At 48.1% G+C, this 17,088-nt stretch carries 16 protein-coding genes; 6 read left to right on the top strand and 10 right to left on the bottom strand.

The genetic code is table 11. From position 1 onward, the window contains the following. Window positions 1-10: 10 nt before the first annotated feature. The 5 genes from VGK23_11575 to VGK23_11555 form a co-directional block, all read right to left on the bottom strand. Window positions 11-1,561 carry an IS1634 family transposase gene (locus VGK23_11575; protein ID HEY3421181.1) on the bottom strand — a complete coding sequence of 517 codons (1,551 nt, stop codon included), beginning with the start codon at window positions 1,559-1,561 and terminating at the stop codon, window positions 11-13. Between the two features lie 95 nt (window positions 1,562-1,656). Beyond that, window positions 1,657-3,294 (bottom strand): methylamine methyltransferase corrinoid protein reductive activase, encoded by a 1,638-nt coding sequence (locus VGK23_11570; GenBank protein ID HEY3421180.1) that lies wholly within the window; start codon window positions 3,292-3,294, stop codon window positions 1,657-1,659. 179 nt (window positions 3,295-3,473) lie between these two features. Next, on the bottom strand, window positions 3,474-4,436 hold the full coding sequence (locus tag VGK23_11565; GenBank protein ID HEY3421179.1) for a hypothetical protein: 963 nt from the start codon (window positions 4,434-4,436) through the stop codon (window positions 3,474-3,476). After that, window positions 4,423-5,553: a uroporphyrinogen decarboxylase family protein gene (locus VGK23_11560; GenBank protein HEY3421178.1), complete on the bottom strand. Its 1,131-nt coding sequence runs from the start codon at window positions 5,551-5,553 to the stop codon at window positions 4,423-4,425. The genes VGK23_11565 and VGK23_11560 overlap by 14 nt, the downstream gene beginning before the upstream one ends. A gap of 21 nt (window positions 5,554-5,574) precedes the next feature. Further along, complete coding sequence (locus VGK23_11555; GenBank protein ID HEY3421177.1) at window positions 5,575-6,246, bottom strand: cobalamin-dependent protein; 672 nt, start codon at window positions 6,244-6,246, stop codon at window positions 5,575-5,577. Between the two features lie 250 nt (window positions 6,247-6,496). Here VGK23_11555 and VGK23_11550 point away from each other — a divergent pair, with 250 nt between their 5' ends. Next, on the top strand, window positions 6,497-6,970 hold the full coding sequence (locus tag VGK23_11550) for a hypothetical protein (GenBank protein ID HEY3421176.1): 474 nt from the start codon (window positions 6,497-6,499) through the stop codon (window positions 6,968-6,970). A gap of 739 nt (window positions 6,971-7,709) precedes the next feature. Here the strand turns inward: VGK23_11550 and VGK23_11545 are convergent. The 4 genes from VGK23_11545 to VGK23_11530 all read right to left on the bottom strand — a co-directional run bounded on the left by VGK23_11545 (window position 7,710) and on the right by VGK23_11530 (window position 10,367). Further along, a complete protein-coding gene (locus tag VGK23_11545; protein ID HEY3421175.1) occupies window positions 7,710-8,651 on the bottom strand; it encodes a hypothetical protein in 942 nt (313 codons plus the stop codon). Between the two features lie 450 nt (window positions 8,652-9,101). After that, window positions 9,102-9,299: a hypothetical protein gene (locus tag VGK23_11540; GenBank protein ID HEY3421174.1), complete on the bottom strand. Its 198-nt coding sequence runs from the start codon at window positions 9,297-9,299 to the stop codon at window positions 9,102-9,104. A gap of 35 nt (window positions 9,300-9,334) precedes the next feature. Beyond that, the gene (locus VGK23_11535; GenBank protein HEY3421173.1) at window positions 9,335-9,493 is read right to left on the bottom strand and encodes a hypothetical protein; all 159 of its coding nucleotides are present in this window, start codon (window positions 9,491-9,493) and stop codon (window positions 9,335-9,337) included. 40 nt (window positions 9,494-9,533) lie between these two features. After that, window positions 9,534-10,367 (bottom strand): DUF1638 domain-containing protein, encoded by an 834-nt coding sequence (locus tag VGK23_11530; GenBank protein HEY3421172.1) that lies wholly within the window; start codon window positions 10,365-10,367, stop codon window positions 9,534-9,536. Window positions 10,368-10,459: 92 nt separating this feature from the next. Between VGK23_11530 and VGK23_11525 the strand changes: the two genes are divergently transcribed. The 5 genes from VGK23_11525 (at window position 10,460) to prf1 (ending at window position 15,738) form a co-directional block, all read left to right on the top strand. Continuing rightward, window positions 10,460-11,212 carry a winged helix-turn-helix domain-containing protein gene (locus tag VGK23_11525; protein ID HEY3421171.1) on the top strand — a complete coding sequence of 251 codons (753 nt, stop codon included), beginning with the start codon at window positions 10,460-10,462 and terminating at the stop codon, window positions 11,210-11,212. A gap of 545 nt (window positions 11,213-11,757) precedes the next feature. Continuing rightward, window positions 11,758-12,336: a flavodoxin family protein gene (locus tag VGK23_11520; protein HEY3421170.1), complete on the top strand. Its 579-nt coding sequence runs from the start codon at window positions 11,758-11,760 to the stop codon at window positions 12,334-12,336. 148 nt (window positions 12,337-12,484) lie between these two features. Further along, window positions 12,485-14,083, top strand: a complete 1,599-nt coding sequence (locus tag VGK23_11515; GenBank protein ID HEY3421169.1) for a methylamine methyltransferase corrinoid protein reductive activase — start codon at window positions 12,485-12,487, stop codon at window positions 14,081-14,083. 590 nt (window positions 14,084-14,673) lie between these two features. Continuing rightward, complete coding sequence (locus VGK23_11510; GenBank protein ID HEY3421168.1) at window positions 14,674-14,799, top strand: hypothetical protein; 126 nt, start codon at window positions 14,674-14,676, stop codon at window positions 14,797-14,799. 9 nt (window positions 14,800-14,808) lie between these two features. Then, complete coding sequence (gene prf1 / locus VGK23_11505) at window positions 14,809-15,738, top strand: peptide chain release factor aRF-1 (GenBank protein HEY3421167.1); 930 nt, start codon at window positions 14,809-14,811, stop codon at window positions 15,736-15,738. A gap of 363 nt (window positions 15,739-16,101) precedes the next feature. On the opposite strand, the gene VGK23_11500 is transcribed toward prf1, so the two are convergent. Next, complete coding sequence (locus VGK23_11500) at window positions 16,102-16,917, bottom strand: hypothetical protein (GenBank protein ID HEY3421166.1); 816 nt, start codon at window positions 16,915-16,917, stop codon at window positions 16,102-16,104. Between the last annotated feature and the right edge of the window lie 171 nt (window positions 16,918-17,088).

Raw genomic sequence — 17,088 nt, 5'->3', positions numbered from 1 at the left:
TTCCCGGGTTTTAGGCACATAGTCGGTCAAGATCGAGCTCCAACGCCTCGATGATCTTCCTTTGTTTCTTCGTCACCTCGCTGGTGACGAAGCTGCCATCTGGCAGCTCCATTCTACGGATCTTCGAAAGCTCCAGCATGACCGAGGGAAGCGAATGGTCCCGGCAGAGCTTGGTCGACCGCATCAAAGCCAGCAGCCTGGATCGTATGATCAGCGCCACGAAGTTCACGAAGATCATGCCCTTGACCACATCGACCTTCTGAGCCCTCAACGGCAGACCTGCCAGATCGTTCTTCAGCGAGTAGAACATCTTCTCGATGACGTCCCGCTCCCGAGACCACGACAGACACTCCTGCCAGCTGTGCTGGCCAGAGTGCAGTATGATCATCTTCCCGGCCCGGTTCAGCCGGGCGGCGACGGCCTTCTTCTTGACCTCGATGATGAACTTTCGTCCATCCAACTTCCAGCCGAAGTACTGGACCAGTGCACCGGCCTCCTCCTCGAAGACCCTGGCAGGGTTCTGCCAGGACTTGACCTCTCTTGCCTCCAGCTTTACTTTCACGCGATCCAGCCATTCGTAGAAAGAGGTCTTTTCCTCCTGCTCCCGGCGCAGGTCATAGTAAAGGTAGCCAGCTACCTCCAGCTCACCGAGCTGGAGAGTTACGTCCTTCACAAAGAACGTCTCGCCCTCCAGCTTCCTCAGGTAAGCTGGGTCCTCGATCTCGGTATGACTTTTGGAGATGATCGACTTGGCCTCGTCCAGCCTCATCGGCGTGGGTATGATGAAATCATACCCGGCCAAGACGATGTCGGTCAAATTGGCTAGGGAGTAGAATCCCCGGTCCATGACCAGTACCGGGGCCTCCAGGCCAAGTGACCTGAGCCTGGCCACGGTGTTCTTGATGGTGCTGACGTCCGAGATGGAGCCTGGATAGGTCTGGAATCCGAGCGGTATCCCGAGCGTTTTGTGGGCGATCAGAGAGAGATTCATCTGCGGGAGGCCATCGCTATCCCGGTTGTGACCGTATTCGAGCAGTTCCAGCAGCTTCGACGAGCTGCTGAACGAGGTGATGTCGTAGATCAGCGGTCCGGTCCTGCCGATCCTGTCCAGGAGCAGTTCGGTGAACTGCTCCGGTATCGAGCTTCCGCCCAGAGCAGCCAGGAAGTCGCTGAGCGTCTGGGAGGAGAGCGGCAGCTCTCCCCAGAGCGAGGAAAGGATGGTGCGTTCATACCAGGTCCGGGCATTGCTGACGGAACAGGGATCGACCACCCGGTTCACCGCCAAGGCCAGGACAGTCCTGGCCTTGTCATCCGGCAGCAACTTATCAAGCATCGAGTCGAGTTCAAGTTCCTGGATGATCTTGAAGGCGGGCAGCAGGTCGCCGAAGTCGTAGGCGTTGCGGGGCAACGCCTTTCTCATCCGCTTCGTCTCGCCGTCGACCAGCTTACCCAGATACTTTGATTTCTGCTTGGTCATTTTCGTGTCTGGATCGTAGTATGGCGTGATCTCGTAAACGTAGTCGATGCCGTTGATGTTCTTGACACGGGTGAATGGCTTCATTTACTATGCCTATATAGGCATAGTATTATTAAAGGATTTTGATGCATACTGGCTACGTGAATATCAATGGAGTTCAGTGCCTAAAAGTCGGGAGGTCAGGTTTTAACGATTCTAAGATCACTAAAACGAAATGCTTTTTGAGGGCATATCTGTTCGCATCTCCTGCAAGCGGTTCCCAGGCAGAGGTCGGTCTCTACCTCAATATCGAATTCCAGTCTTCCCTGAGGAACTAACTTCAACGCTTGTTCCGGGCATCCCCTTTCGCATTTCCCGCAACCACGGCAGTCGATGAAGTTGCCAACTAAGTACACTCCAATGTGTTCAAGGATCTTAAGCCCCTTATCCCCAATGACTGGAATATCTCCATTTACTAATCTCAGAGTTCTCTTAGGAGGCGTAATTTCCGGCAATGGTCTTAGGCCTTCTTTTTTGATCAAGCGATTGTACAATTCGATTGGCATTCCCTCGGTCCAAAATGCTAGTTCATTGGCAAAGTAGGATTCGAAGGTCTTAGACGACGCAAACATGATGTGTTTGGAGGCAATGGAGTCAGCCACAGATTGCATCATGTCCAAGGTATCGGGGTTAGTAACCAGATCATAAGCCATCATCAGCGAGGTGTTACCAACCTGAACGGTCTCCTCGATCACCTGCGGTATCATGCCAACAATTTGCGCCTTTATCGGATCGACGTACGTTCCGGATGCACCAGCGAGATACATCGTCCCTATTTCCTGATCTGGTGTCCCAACTTCTTCGATTAACGTTCTATGTCCTGCCCTGATTGCTCCCATTGCTTTTCCTGCCTCCATGAGATCCTCTCGATTGAAGGTAATCCCATCTTGGAAATGCAAAACTCCATCCATCGTCTGAATATTGGGCAATTTAATTATTCCTGACTGAAGACCGAGGGCAACTGCCCCAACAACACCAGTTCCTGTGATGCCTCTAGCCCTTATTCCATTTCCTCGTTTCGAATATCCACTAGTTGGATCAATGAGGGAACCCAACTCTGATTCTAGCCCAGCATTCAATACCATATTGCTCCAGTATCTACCATAACAACGGGAAAAATCACATATCGCGTTAGGTGCCGCCAGCATGCCGAAAGATATGGCCTGCCCCTCCATGGCGGGGCCAGCTGCAGCCGAGCCAGTGTACAGCTCTCCTTCGTGGAATAGACCCATTTCGGCGTTAGTACCATAGTCAGTGACCATGCAGGTTTCATTTTTCTCAAGAATTCCTGTTTTTATTATCATGGCCAGGGCGTCTGCACCGATCTCGTGACGAATTGAAGGAGGGATAACTACTTCTGCTTCCGAGCATACGCTCGTTAATCCGATTTCCCCTGCCGAAGTAACATTTCCCCTTCGGTCAGGAGGTTCGACATTGAGACGCTTGAGGGCATTCTGACCGGCTCGAGCAAGATCTCTAATTTCAATATTCTGGAACATTGACACTTGCGCGGGGTTACCACAAACTGCGATACGTTCGATTTCATTCGGCTCGGCAGAATGCATTTCGATCAGTTCATCCACACTATCGGTTATTATCTTATGACCAATCTCACTTCCATTTTCGATCCAGAAGTGCAGATGATCCATTATGTTCGCCCCAGGTAAAGGATGGCGCATCGTGATTGCCGTGGAGACGATCTTGCCATTTCTAGACAAATCCACAAGATGCGTTCTATAGCCACTAGTTCCCAAATCAAGAGCTATTCCAAATCTCATTAGAGTCTCCAAATCACCTTAGAAAAATTCTGGATATTTACCATTTGACTCAGCATTAAAATTTTTTTTAATCCAGATTTTGGAATCATATCGAGCCTGTGAGCCAAGGATTGATATTAAAAAAAGCGGGAGGAGACTCCCGCGTAATGGATTAGGGGGAAATGCATGAGCTTAGTAACTTATTTTCCACCTCCGACAGAACCAGTTGTTTTCTCGGTTGCAATTGTCTCGCCTTGCTTGACGGAAATTTTTTCGGCACGCTCCGCTGGCCACTTCCCAAAGACAATATCCCAGGTATATAGCCAGGAAACAAACACCCAAACATACATGCCAGCTGCGCCGAGGCCAATCCCTATCACGTCCACGATGACATAGTAGGAAACAAAGGTCAAAGTCGCTGAGATAATTAGGCCGCCGAGAGCCTTTCCAGGCTGTTTCACATTCTTCAATGGCCAAGTTTCTAGCTGCCATGATGTTAGCACTAGCCACCAAACAAAGAGGACAAACCATAGCCCGGCATCTGGATTGAAGAAGGTCGTCCCAGCCTGCTCGAATGCGTACTCAAGCAATAAGGCGAAGAAGCCCATCACTACGAACAAAGAGATACCCTTCGCCGGCTGTTTCGTTGCTGCAAATGGCCATGTCTCCATCCAGAAGAATACGAATACGAACATCGCAAACCAAATGGCTGGTACAAAACCGAACCATAGCAACCCGACTACTGCGAAGACGTACATGAAGAGCGCATTGCTAAACACTGATTTGGGTTGCTTGAACCCAGCCACCAGGCCGTTACTGAATGCGATGACCAGACCTACAGCCAGGAATAGATTCGAGATCAGCGGCCAGGACCACTCAGGGCCAAATCCAAGCCATTCCATGATCAGGGGGTGCAGGATACCTAATACTAAAGCAATGGTCACGAAACCCAATCCAACGGCAGGTTGCTTCCATTTGCCCATCGGCCACTTCTCAGCCAAAGATATAACGAATGCCACCCAAACAAAGAAGAGGGCATATACAGCTATGTCTCCCGAAGCCATCTTGAATATTTGCTCTCCTAAAAAAATGAAAATAAAGGAGGCAATTATTACAAAAAGGGCGGGAATAAGCCCCCGAAGGGGCTGTTTAAGCGTTGGCATGCTTTATCACCTGGTTTTGCAAGGGATATTTTCCATACGTGTGGGTGACCTGAACCCATTTCTTGAAATTCTCAATCGGTGTGTCCGGCGGGACCTCGCAGGAAGGCGCTAGCATGAGACCTCCTCCGACGCCGGCCTTATCAATGATATTTTTGGTCACCCTCTCGATCTCTTCAGCAGGCCCATTCAGGAGCGGTCCAGGCCCATGAATGATCCCGGCCACCGATATATGGTACTTTTCTTTAACGTTCTCCTGTAGCCACTCTGGAGGGTGCTTCTCGTCAGGGTGGAAACCGGCGATCTTCGCGTCATTCACATATTCACCGATGATGGGAGCCGTGTCTGGTTTCTTGTAATCGCCATGCGTGTGCAGCCAGGTTTTCTGCCCCCAATCCTTATAGATCCTCCGGGAGAGTTCCTTGACGTATGGGACGACAAACTCATGACACTGGTCTGCACTTAGCAGCTCTACACCATATATTTCTCCCGTATGAGAGACGGAGTTAGCCCCATTCTCGTACATGCCCTCCAAGAAATCGATGGCAAATTCGTTAGCCGCCTTTATCATCTCGTGGGCAAAGCTCGGGTCCAAAGCCATGTCCATTGAAAGCATCTCTGGACCTCGGAACATGCACATTGCTGCAGTTGGCCCTGGCCACCAGCATGGTATGACTGGTGTCGTCTTCCCAACTTTGTCAGAGACGATCTTATATGATTCCAAGACTGATTTGGCCCTCCCCTCCTTCCTAGGGTCGTATGGGAGAAGCTTTTTCACTCGATCCCATGCGGTTGCATCTGTAACTGGTGGTTCTTTCATCGACACTGCCGATCCGAACTTGTTGGGGATCTTGATCTTTCCGCCAAGTTCTGTGACCCCCATGTACAAGTCTTGATAGGAACCGATGACCATATCATAGTCGTAGAGCTCCAGGGTCTTCAGTGTGCATTGAGCACATTTCTTGGCATCAAGGGTTGTCTCAGTGGTTATGTCCGATAATTTCCACCCTTCAGCATAGACACCGTGGGTCAGAATATATGGATACACTGGCACTCGGTCCGGCTCCCTGACCTCCATAACGGCATTTACTCTTTCGAATTTTGTCATTTCTTCTGTCATATTCTCTCCTCCTCAGTTATTTCAAACGACCTTTCTTGTCTGTATCCTGACTGAAAGCTCCTCGGCAACCCGCACCGCATCGGCCGAGGTCTTCCCGTAGCCTTCTGCACCAATGGTATCTGCGAATTGAGGTGTGGCCGAGCCACCCCCGATCATGACCATGATTTTAGACTTGATCCCATCTTCTTTGGCCATGTCCATGAAATTCTTCATTTCAGTTATCGACGTCGACATAAGGGCTGACAAAGCGACAACATCAGCTGATTTTTCTTTAGCCGATTTGATGAAATCCTCATTGGGAACATCTCGTCCAAGATCATGAACCTCGAAGCCTCCACCTCTGAGCATGGCAACGACGATCTTTTTGCCAATGTCATGGATGTCTCCCTCACACACACCGATAATGACCCTACCCTTGGTGCTCTTCCCTTCAGCATTCTTCAATAATAGGGGTTGAATCAGCTGGAATGCTTTTTCGAAGGCATTGGCTGAAGTTAACACCTGAGGCAAGTAGTACTTCTGTGCTGCGTAGTAGTCTCCAACAATCATCATGGCATCCGTCGCAACGGTCAGAGTCTCTGGTACTGATGCGCCATTCTCCAGGCACTTATTTGCGAAAGAAAATGCATCCTCGGCTTTTCCCTCCACTATGCTTTTTTTGAGTCCTTCTAGATTCAGTTGTGTATCCCCCAAAGGGCCACCTCCTTGATATTTTGAACATCGCGATTTGGCGGTTAAATACATAATGAGAGGTTTATAATATATTTTATTTATAATAAAATAGAATAGCCAGCCATCGATTATTGAATAAGATAAACAACTGCTGGTGAGCAATATAAATTATTATGTTATAATATAAATAGGAAAGTAATTAATATAGTATATGATTCTGTAGTGAATATAATGGGCGTATAGGAATCAGGTTTTCAGAGAGGTTGTCCACATGCTTTATGATGCCGCAAGGAAAATCGATACAGATTGTTGCATTCATAATGCGATAAGGGTCGCGGAATCTAAGGAATCAGAATTGGCAGATATCATTTTAGATCCATACTCATTAAAAGTGGTTGCGATGACGATCGGTAGAAGTCTATCAGTCAAGGAAATCACTGATCACCTTGGGGTCTCAATCGTCACAAGCTACAGTATTGTTCAAAGGCTAACAGAAATTGGTCTCCTCGTGCCAACCGAAAAACTTAGGACTTCTACACATGGCAGACCGATCGGGTATACATCAACGGTAAAATCTGGAAGCATAGAGCTTAGAGATGGCTGTCTTGAAATTCGGTGTAATTCCAAAGAAGGCAGAGAGTGTTTTGCGAAAAATATTATTGATGAATATCGCCCTGAAAATATGGAAAAGCATACAAAAGGATGTACCATTTGGATTGCTTCAAATCCGAACGTTATGGTGTAAGGCTTGAAAATAACAATAACTAAACAATTTCCTCATGCTTGATAAATAATCTTGATGTGAAATTCAAAGGCACTAAAAATGGCGGGTTCTCTCAAGCAGATACAGGGTTGATTCGAAATGATTGCCTTATTGTATCATTTGGGGCAAAACGATTTTGTTAGCAGCTATCAAAGCAAAAGTAATGCGTGGTGAAAAACATTGCATTTCGGTCACCACGCATTGGGGGGTCTCAACGATTATCATCTTATTGCGATAATATCTCCGCTACCTTAGGCGTCCATACAACTGCGCTAGGCCCTGCCATGTACATGGCGACTATCATAGCTTCCCTCAGTTCGTCTCTGGTAGCCCCTGAATCTATAGCAAGCCGCGAATTCACTTCGATACAAGTATTGCATTTTAACGCGCAACCAAGGGCTAGGGCAATAAGCGCTTTATCTTTGACACTTAGGGCTCCATCCACGAACACACGGTCTTTGAACTGTACTAGGGCCTGTACAACATCAGGTTGTTGCTGTCCGATCTTTTCAAGACTGGCAAGACTCATGTCGAGGAAATCACATATTTTAGTTCTTGAATCTATTCAAACTTATTCAAAAAAACATAAAGCCTAAGACGCCAATGATTGCTAGACAGAAATCTTTCTTTGCAAAAGATAGTAGAATGGCTCATTATTTTTAGAATTGAACGGGTCACAGCCGAACAATGCTCACCGTCGTTATTGGAGAAGCTCTTCGAATTATTTACCTGGTACGGCAACCTCCTTTGGATCCTTTACCGTATCGAGGTGTGATGTCCGTTCTGCAGGCCATTTGCCAAAAATGAGGTCCCAAGAATAGACCCAAGCGACGAATATCCAGACATACATCCCGGCATTTCCAAGAGGGAGATTCAAGATATTGACTATGACAAAGTACGAGGCAAAGGTGAGAGGAACGGTAATCAAGAATCCGCCAAGTCCTTTCAGGGGTTGCCTTATATTCTTCAAAGGCCAGGTCTCTAGTTCCCATGACGTGAGCACCAACCACCAGGTCCAAAGAACGAACCAAAGCCCGGCATCGGGATTAAAGAAAGTTGTTCCTGCTTTCTCAAATGCGAATTCAAAAAGCAAGGCTAAGAATCCCATGACGGTGAAAAGGAGAATTCCTTTTGCTGGCTGCTTGGTACTGGCGAACGGCCACGTTTCGAACCAGAAGATATAAAGAACGAAAATGGCAAACCAAATTGCTGGTACAAAACCGAACCATAATAAACACACAATCGCGAACACATACATGAAAAGGGCATTGCTAAAGACCGATTTCGGTTGTTTGAATCCTCCCACGAGACCATTGCCGAAAGCTATTACGATGCCTACTCCAAGGAATAAGTTAGAGATCATGGGCCAATACCATTCGCTCCCGAAGCCCAACAAACCCATTATCAAGGGGTGCAAGGCGCCGATAATCAGGGCTGCGGTCAAGAAGAAAAGCCCTATAGCAGGTTGTTTCCATTTGCATACTGGCCATTTCTCGCACAAGGATATCACGAAGGCAACCCAAACAAAAAATAATGCATAAACCGCCAGTGCTCCCGGATCCAGACTAAATATATTTTCTCCTACATATATGAAAATAACGGATCCCAGGATGACCATTATGGCAGGTACAAATCCTCTTATTGGTTGCTTCATTTGAGTCATTTTAGATATCCCCCAATGTCGGGATGGGCATTTTCATAAATTCCACAACAAATCGATGCCAAGAAATCCGGTTCTGTCCTATCATACGAAATCACGTCAATCCAAACAATATTTTGGTGATTCGAGGTGGATAAGCGAAGATAAAACGGTTATGAGGGATTTTAAATATTATTTAATCCGGATTTAATCATTTCTTGTCTTTGGGTAAGATAACTGTCATCTTCTTTTCTTTTAATCTTCACTCTCATCATAAGAAAGAATATTTTCAAATAATTTCTGCTTGACACAAAGGTTGAGCTAAAATATTAAATACTAATTACTCGATATTTTTACGCAAAGTTCATATATTTATTAAAAATTAATAACGGCGTTAAATAATGTGGCTGGCTAAGAAATAATACCGGTAAAAAAACCGGTAATCAATAGGGGTGAATCCCGGCGGGAGCACCATCAACAATATCCAGTGATATATTCTCTAGGCTTTATCAAAACGTTTTTCTCTTTTTCGGCATCCAGTGCCTTTTTCGGCTCATCGTTTGAATGACGAACAAGATCGTCCGGTTTCTGCCCCCAATCCTCAGTGAGCCTCTGCCCGGCATCGTTCGCGTCGATGGCGGCATAGAACTGCTGAGGGGACATCCTTTCCATCGAGGCTCGAGATATACTGAGTTCATCCCTTCGGCCTAAGGAATGCCCGCGTTCTGCGACGTAATATAAATCGCTTCCCGGAACGATAGCATGACCGTTACGATTCTCCCAGCCCCGAATTTGTTCTTTCCTTTCGGATCGCGGACCTTCAAGGTCCACTTCTTTGTGTCCAGGTCATAGGGGAGGCTGACCATAGTTTGCCAAAATATATAATAATACAATTATATATACGTATCATTCCCCGAGGAAAGATTTTGCCTCGGCATACATGCGGTCCGCGACTTCTGTGGACACCCACCCGCCTTCGAGCTCGATCAGTTCCAACTCCAGCTCTTTGGCATACTCTTCGCACTTTTCCTGGAAGATTGCCTGGTCCCCGAGATTGGTCTGGATCTTCAGGCACTGCTTGTAGTGCGCCATATCGAGCATGAGCTTCATGAACTCCTTACGGCTCATATCTATGGTATCGAGGCCTTTGAACAGCTCGGTATGGTAGAGGAACTCCTTCCAGTTGCATGCGACGGCGGGCGTGAGGTACATCACCCCGCAATGCTTCTTCATGAGATTCAAGTATCTTTCGCTGCTACCGAGTGGCACACATATGCAGTCGTCGCACAGCTTACCTTCCCTATCGGTGAAGAGCGTCATCGGTATCGGCAGGTTCTCCCTGCCCCATTCCCGGATCCCTTCGAGCCCGTTTCCACATAGCCCATAGTAAAGCGCTATACCATCGGCATGACCTGGGACTGTAAGCATCAGCCTGCGGATTTCCGCTGCGAGGGTCTTGGGCTCCGAGTGGAGTCCGAGACTCATCATCCAGATGATGATGTTGTACCCTTCCCTAGGCACATTCGCATTCTCGTTGAAAAAATCATCCTCAGAGATTTGCTCGAACTCGACATTATTTGACTTAAGCTTGGGGAGCAGCGTCTCAATATTCTTGTTCGTAACGAGGAATATCCTTTTCTCATCTGGGTCGGTGGTCAGATTATGAATCATCTCATCCTCCAGCATGGGGCAGGCCATCATCATAAGCCTCCCCGATCCATTCCTGCCCTTAGAATTCATATCAATTACTCCTCTTGATTTCTTAGCATATGATAGACTTCCAAAATATTAAAGTATTATGATGTAATATTATTCTATTACGGTAGTTCGCAATGCAGAACGATGATATTCGAGAGCAGATCAAGGCGTTACGGCAGGAGGTGCGCGGATTGAGCACATCGATCCTCAACCTCAGGCAGGACGACATGCGCAAGGTGTTCGGCGATCAGATAGAGACAGTGCTAAAGGACCGGATCGCACGGCACTATTCCCGGGTTCCGGATGGATCGGTTAAGGAACGGCAGGAAGAGATTTCGAAGGAAACACTTCAGGACATTGTAGACCGGACGGTCACCATATTCCAGAGCGACGGGAAACAAAGGGCACTAACTTTCTTGAATGCTTTCGAAACTGGCATCGTCACCAACGGAATGAGTAGCTCCGACCGGATTAACAGCTTCGAGCTACAGCTTGTCGACCAGATCAAGGAGTATCTCAATGGCTCCGACCATATCTTCAACCAGACCGCCCCAGGCATCCCCGTTATCCCTCCAATCATAACGAAACGGGAAAAGGGAAAGCTGTCGCCGGAGACGGCGGAGAGATTGCTGGCTCCTTTATCCAACGCAAAAAGGGTCCAGGTCATGCTGATACTGACTAGGGAAAGCAACAGTCTAGCCGAATTATGCAAGGAACTAGGCCTGAAGAAAGGACATCTCCAATTTCATCTAAAGGCGCTTCTCGAGGTGGAATACATACACTACGACCGGAAGAGCCACCTCTATTCTGTTACGTCCCGAGGGTTGCGAGTTCTAGACGGCATTACGATGCTATTGGAAGACATTAGCAGTAACTTGGTGGAGTAGGATCGCAGGATTCCCCATGGGAATGGTTTAAAGACCAATCCACAAAACACCGTATCAGATTCTTGGGTCGATATGAGCTGATTGATCGCCCACTGCGCCGTTTTCCCTTACTGCCTCGTAATTTGTTGTTAGCCAGAAAAAAAAGACAAATTCTGGCGATGTAATAGGATTTTAGTCAATATTGATGTAAGGTCTTGATTGGTAGCCGCGGTGATGCCCAATACTTCTGTTTTAACACTAATGAAGATAGACAAATAACCAGACGACTTGCAAGGGCGAGTTTGAAGGTGTGGCCGAAGACTGTGAGACCGCTCAATTCAAGAGTTATTCATTGTCCGTTTGGTTCCTAGATTAAGAGTGTGTTTGGGTTAGCAATATTAATCAAGTCCAACAATAAAGGAATAGGTATGGGTGGAGATAATGAATTAGGCCATCCAATAAACGCTGCTAGTGCGGATGTTTTTTACAGTAATAGAATAATATGACTTCATAATATATTTATAATCTTTACTGTTTACGTTTTTTGACCTCACGGAGGGTATTAAATGAGCACTTCGGTGGCTAATTTGTCAGTAACAGGGAACACGAAGATGATCTCAGAATCCATCTTTGAGGAAGTCAAAGGGAAGAAAGACATCCGACCAATAGCTGAAATTGAAAGTCTGGATGGAAATGATTTGATATTCCCGGGCTTCCCTGTGAATATGGTGGGAGCTCCGAAGGAGATAAAGAACTTCCTCGAATATAATGGTCGAGGCAAAACATTTACGCCGTTTATTGCCCACGCAATGGTCCCCAATTCTCCGCCACTCGGAGCGGTATTTGAGAATTGCAAAGAGGCGGCAAATGGAACGAGGGTAATTGGTATGTTTAGTTGTCAGGGAGAACCCGACAGAGATCTAGCAGAGGCCCTTATGAAATCTCCAGATACTAAAATGAGGGGCTTCGGTGAAACGCGTATTCTGAGCGTAGGGCATTCTAATGCACATGATCGGACCAAGGCACGGAACTTCGCACGGGAAATAACGCATAAAGCAGAGATCTCTGAGATGAGGGGAACGGGGGCTTTCTGGCTCCCTTCCCAGTTTTTCTTCATTGATCTTTGCCCAAAGGCGCGTGAATGAGTAAGAGTGAGAAACTTCAGGTGATTATCAAACCCAATGGCACTGAAATCAGCCTGATCTAAGGATTGATTCTGCTATAAGAATTGAAAAATGAGGTTGTTACAATGGGATATGGAATATCAATCGATGTGGCACGAGCGGAACAAGAGTGCATGCAATAGATCTGAGCACCAAAAAGATCATCTCGACGGCCATGACCGTAAGGCATCCGGTCCCCGGAGCGAACGTGATGGACCACCTGACCTACTGCATAGAAGTGGACCAGAACTTGGCCAATGAGCTGATGATCGAGACGGTCAATCGCCTCGTCCGGCTCTTGGAGATCGATCTTACCAAAGTTGAGAGGATGGCCGTATGTGGAAACCCGATCCAGCTCTCGATATTCCAGAACATGGAATTGAGGGACCTTGCGTATGTGGGAGAGAAATCTCTGAAATCGAAGGGAGTAACGCCACAGAAGCGGGACGCTAAGGTCATGTCCTCCGAGGCGCTAGGAATCGATCTGGGCGGACCGAACGCCGAGGTGTACGTACCACCATCGATTGCGCACGAGATTGGTGCCGACGCATTGGCCATGATGTTCAAGACCGGACTGCTCGACCGAAAGGAGCCGTGCTTGGTCACCGACTACGGAACCAACGCCGAGATGGCGCTCAAAGTAGGCGACGAGATATACACTGGTTCCGCTGCTGCCGGTCCGGCCATGGAAGGACAGGCCATCCGCTTTGGCATGCTGGCCTCGCCAGGTGCCATATCTGACATAGACTTTGAGGGCCACTGGCGCTGCAGGGTGCTGGATGACCAACTGATGCCGGTCGATGGGGACAAGGTCGACCCGACATCGGGGGACATAGTCGAAGAGGGGAACATGCACGGCAGATCCAGGGGAGTGACCGGCACTGGCGTCATCGCTGCCATCGCCACTGCCATGGACACCGGTCTGATTAAGGCACCGCACATATTGACAGCGGACGGCAAGCTGCACCTTCAGGATGGCGTTTACATTGACGACCATGACTTCCAAGAGGCGGCAAAGGCGTTCGGCGCCATGAGGGCAGGTCACTTCACCCTGCTGGAGAAGGCAGGGATCACATTCGACGATTTGGACAGCATGTACATGAGCGGCGCGTCCGGAACGTATGTTGACGCGTTAAAGGCGCAAAGGGTCGGACTGATCCCGCCCACGCCGAAGAACATCTACCAGGTCGGCAACACTTCGCTGGCGATGGCTACTGACATAGTCATGGACCCTAATCTGATGGAGGAGCTGCAGGACATGGCGCACGGCATCCGGTCCAACCACATCATGTTCGCCACCGATAAGGTGTTCGAGACCCTATACATCCAGGAGCTGGCGCTTTGGCAGGAAGGAATGCCGCTCTCGTCATACAACTTCTTCATACAGAGCATGGGCATCCAGCCTTTACCAGAGAAGTTCCGTGAGGCGAATGTGTACAAGATCGTGCAGCGAGACATACCGGTCCTGGGCGACAAGGGATTGAAGATCCTCACTGACATCGGGACCAAGCTTGTGGGAACTTTCGACGGATGCATATCGTGCATGAAGTGCGCTGAGAATTGCCCGGAGAAAGCATTGACGGTCGAAAAGAATGCGAGCGGAGAACCGGAGATAACGGTGGCTTCCGATCTGTGCAATGGTACGGCCTGTCTGCGCTGCGAACGCGGATGCCCTGAAAAGGTATTCAAGTTCAAGGGCCTGCAGAGCACGAGGAAAGCAAAGAAATGATCATAGTGGAGATAGACCTGCACCAGTTGAGAGTGGAGTCAAGGATCTGGATTGGTAAACCTTTTGTTGTCTTTTTTCCTTGAGATTTAGAACAATCAAGATTGGTCGTTCTTTTCAATTACAGGCTTGAGGACTCTTTGTGGGTTGTAAGAAGACATAGATTAGTCATTCCGACTTATTTGATGGGGTAGTATATGGACTGTAAAAGAAGACCACCAGCCAGATTTAATTCGGCTTCCTTCCCCCCACATGACAGTGAGATGGCAAATCCTTGAAAAACGAACCCTCAACATCACATGATCCGGTGTGCGTTGTTACTTCGGAACGGTGAAGTAAATGTCGATATTTCCCTCCTCAGACTCGGCCCAATCCGTCTACTATGGCGTTCCACGATCTTCTTGGTGACCGGCAGACCAATTCCAGTGCCGGGTCCTCTTATTGGTGTGGAGCTGCTGGAACGTCTGGAGTATCTTCTTCTATAACTGTTTTCATTTTCTCCGTGTCTGACGCTGGCGACCTACTTCATATCTGTTCTAGTGTGGGTATGAAAATCGCTATCTATTTCAATAAGGTGTTTCGATTGCAAGGACATGGAGTTCAATCTTTGCCTTTTCCGGAAACAACTGGACCATGTCAGCAATATCATTGCACCGCACGCAGTATTGATCTCCCTGTATGTTCCCCCAGGGAAGCCGATCGGTGAGGTCATCGAATAGCTCCAAGGTATCAATGAACGGAGCCACGATGAATCGTCTGACCAAATAGCTAGATCGACAAGGCTCACCGTCTCCGCGATCCTGAATCAAATGGGCACCATGGACCCGGTTGCGAAAAGAAATGGAATCGTTCTTTTGTTCGGGGAGGTCAATGGCAGGCTGCATCGCCAGGCGCTGGAACCGCCCTATCCTGTACTGTCTTTCATCTACAAATGCGAGCGGGGATTCTACCTTGATCCACTTTACCAAATGATAGCTGTCGAAGAGACATATGGCATCCTGGTATTGGACCTGGCAGATGCGACCATCGGTTATCTCAAGGGATCGAATGTCCGGGTCTACAAGGAAATCAAATCTCAGGTGTCGAACAAGCACCATCACGGCGGCATGTCCAGCCTGAGATTCGAACGTTTGAGGGATGACGCTATCAATGAATACTTCAAGAAGACCTCTGAAAGATGCACCGAGGCATTCCTGGGAAAAGGACTCAGGGGAGTGATCATTGGCGGACCGGCGATGACGAAGAACGATTTCATGGCCGGGGACTATCTTCATCATGAGCTCAGGAAGATGGTGACAGGGGTCTTTGATGTTGAACACACAAACGAAAATGGCCTGAAGGAAGCCGTGGCCGCGGCAGAAGGACAACTGACCACTTGCCATTATGTTCAGGAGAAGAGAATACTGGACCGCTTCTGGTCGGAGGCCGGAAGCGACGGTCTGCAGGTGTCCGGAATGGACGAAACCTTGAAAAGACTGAAGGTTGGGCAGATGCAGACCCTGATCTTGAGCGATTCCCTGGATATCGAAACGATCGAGGGCCTGAAAAATATCTCGGACCAATACGATACGGATGTGCTCATGATCGGTGAGGACGAGGATTTTGGCAAGACGTTTACCTCAACGGTCAAGATCGGTGGGATATTGCGCTACAAATAAAAGTATCAGGCATTAGGATCATGACGGTGATGGACAAGGGGATATCTTTCAATTTCACCGTTTTTGGTACGACTGTATGCAGATCTTAACCATTCCATTATCCTGGACCTCATTCCCTCCTACGCTAAAGGACCGGAGGCATCCTGCTTCCTCGCCGTAGATTGCCCTCGCTCCTCCATGCGGTGTAGTCTCGATGGTCCGCCCCTTCGGAAACAGGAATTGTTTGGAAATGGATAGTGGATGCGATGAATTCATTTCTTCGGAAGAACGCGGAAGAAATAGTTCGCATTCAGTTCTAATGATCCATGGAGAACGCAATCGAATTCGGCATAAAAAGAAAGGAAAAGGGTTTATTGGTCTGGGTCAGGCCATCGACATCTTCTTGATCATCGCATACGTCACCGGTATCAGCATTATCGCCAGCGCTATGGCGAAGGCCCATGAGATGTTCGCCACGATGGTGGTGACATTGGAGAACGTGGCAAAGATCGCACCTGCACCGATTACCAGGAATATCGCATAGAGCACGAACTTGGCAAATCCCGCGACGTCCTTGAATTCGGCATGATCGTCGGTGATGGATTTGATGAGGGCGTCCGTCAAGGTGATGCCCGCGCCAATTATCACGAATCCGAGTATGAGCGGATAGACGGTCTGCCCAGAGAGAAGCATCGTGTCAAGAGAAAGTAGGATCACGAACGCGATCAGGCCTATGAACAACAGGTTCTTGAGCATGTCAGCGATCTCAGACTTCGTCGCTGGGAACATCGGGCGGATCACCTTTCCGATGAACGTTGCCAGGAAATCCACGAAGACCGCCCCAAAGATCAGGATCAAGATCCCACCGAGCAGTCTCGGCAGGTAATTGGCGATGGTAGTCAGGTAGTTGCCAATCGTCCCCCCGAAATTGAGGATCTGGATCGCTAATATTATGGCTAGGATGAGTATGAACGCTTTGACCACTCCTCCTATGAAATCTGACAGATCCAAGCCTGAAGCCCTGAAGGCCTTTCCGGTCACGCTCTGATCGAAGGTCTTTTCGATCCCTACCTTCTCCACGATCTTATTTACCGCATTGCCGACCAATATGGCTATGATGTAGCCGATGATCAGCACGACGATTGCGGCCAAGATCAATGGTATTTCATCCAATATGCTTTGCACTAGATTGTCCAACATTGCATTTACGTCAGCCAAATTATTCCCCTAAGAAAACACTTTGTTGGCGAGTATATATTTTCTATTGCTAAGAATAATCCCATAATTAACTTACGAATTGAAAATTTAATTCACAAATGATGCTTTTCTTGCTAGTGAAATCTATTCTCTACCCCGCGTATGCAAGTGGAT

This window comes from Methanomassiliicoccales archaeon, assembly GCA_036504055.1.
GTDB lineage: Archaea > Thermoplasmatota > Thermoplasmata > Methanomassiliicoccales > UBA472 > DASXVU01.
Note: the sequence above shows the minus strand (reverse complement) of the source record. Positions and strands in the feature narration are given on the sequence as shown.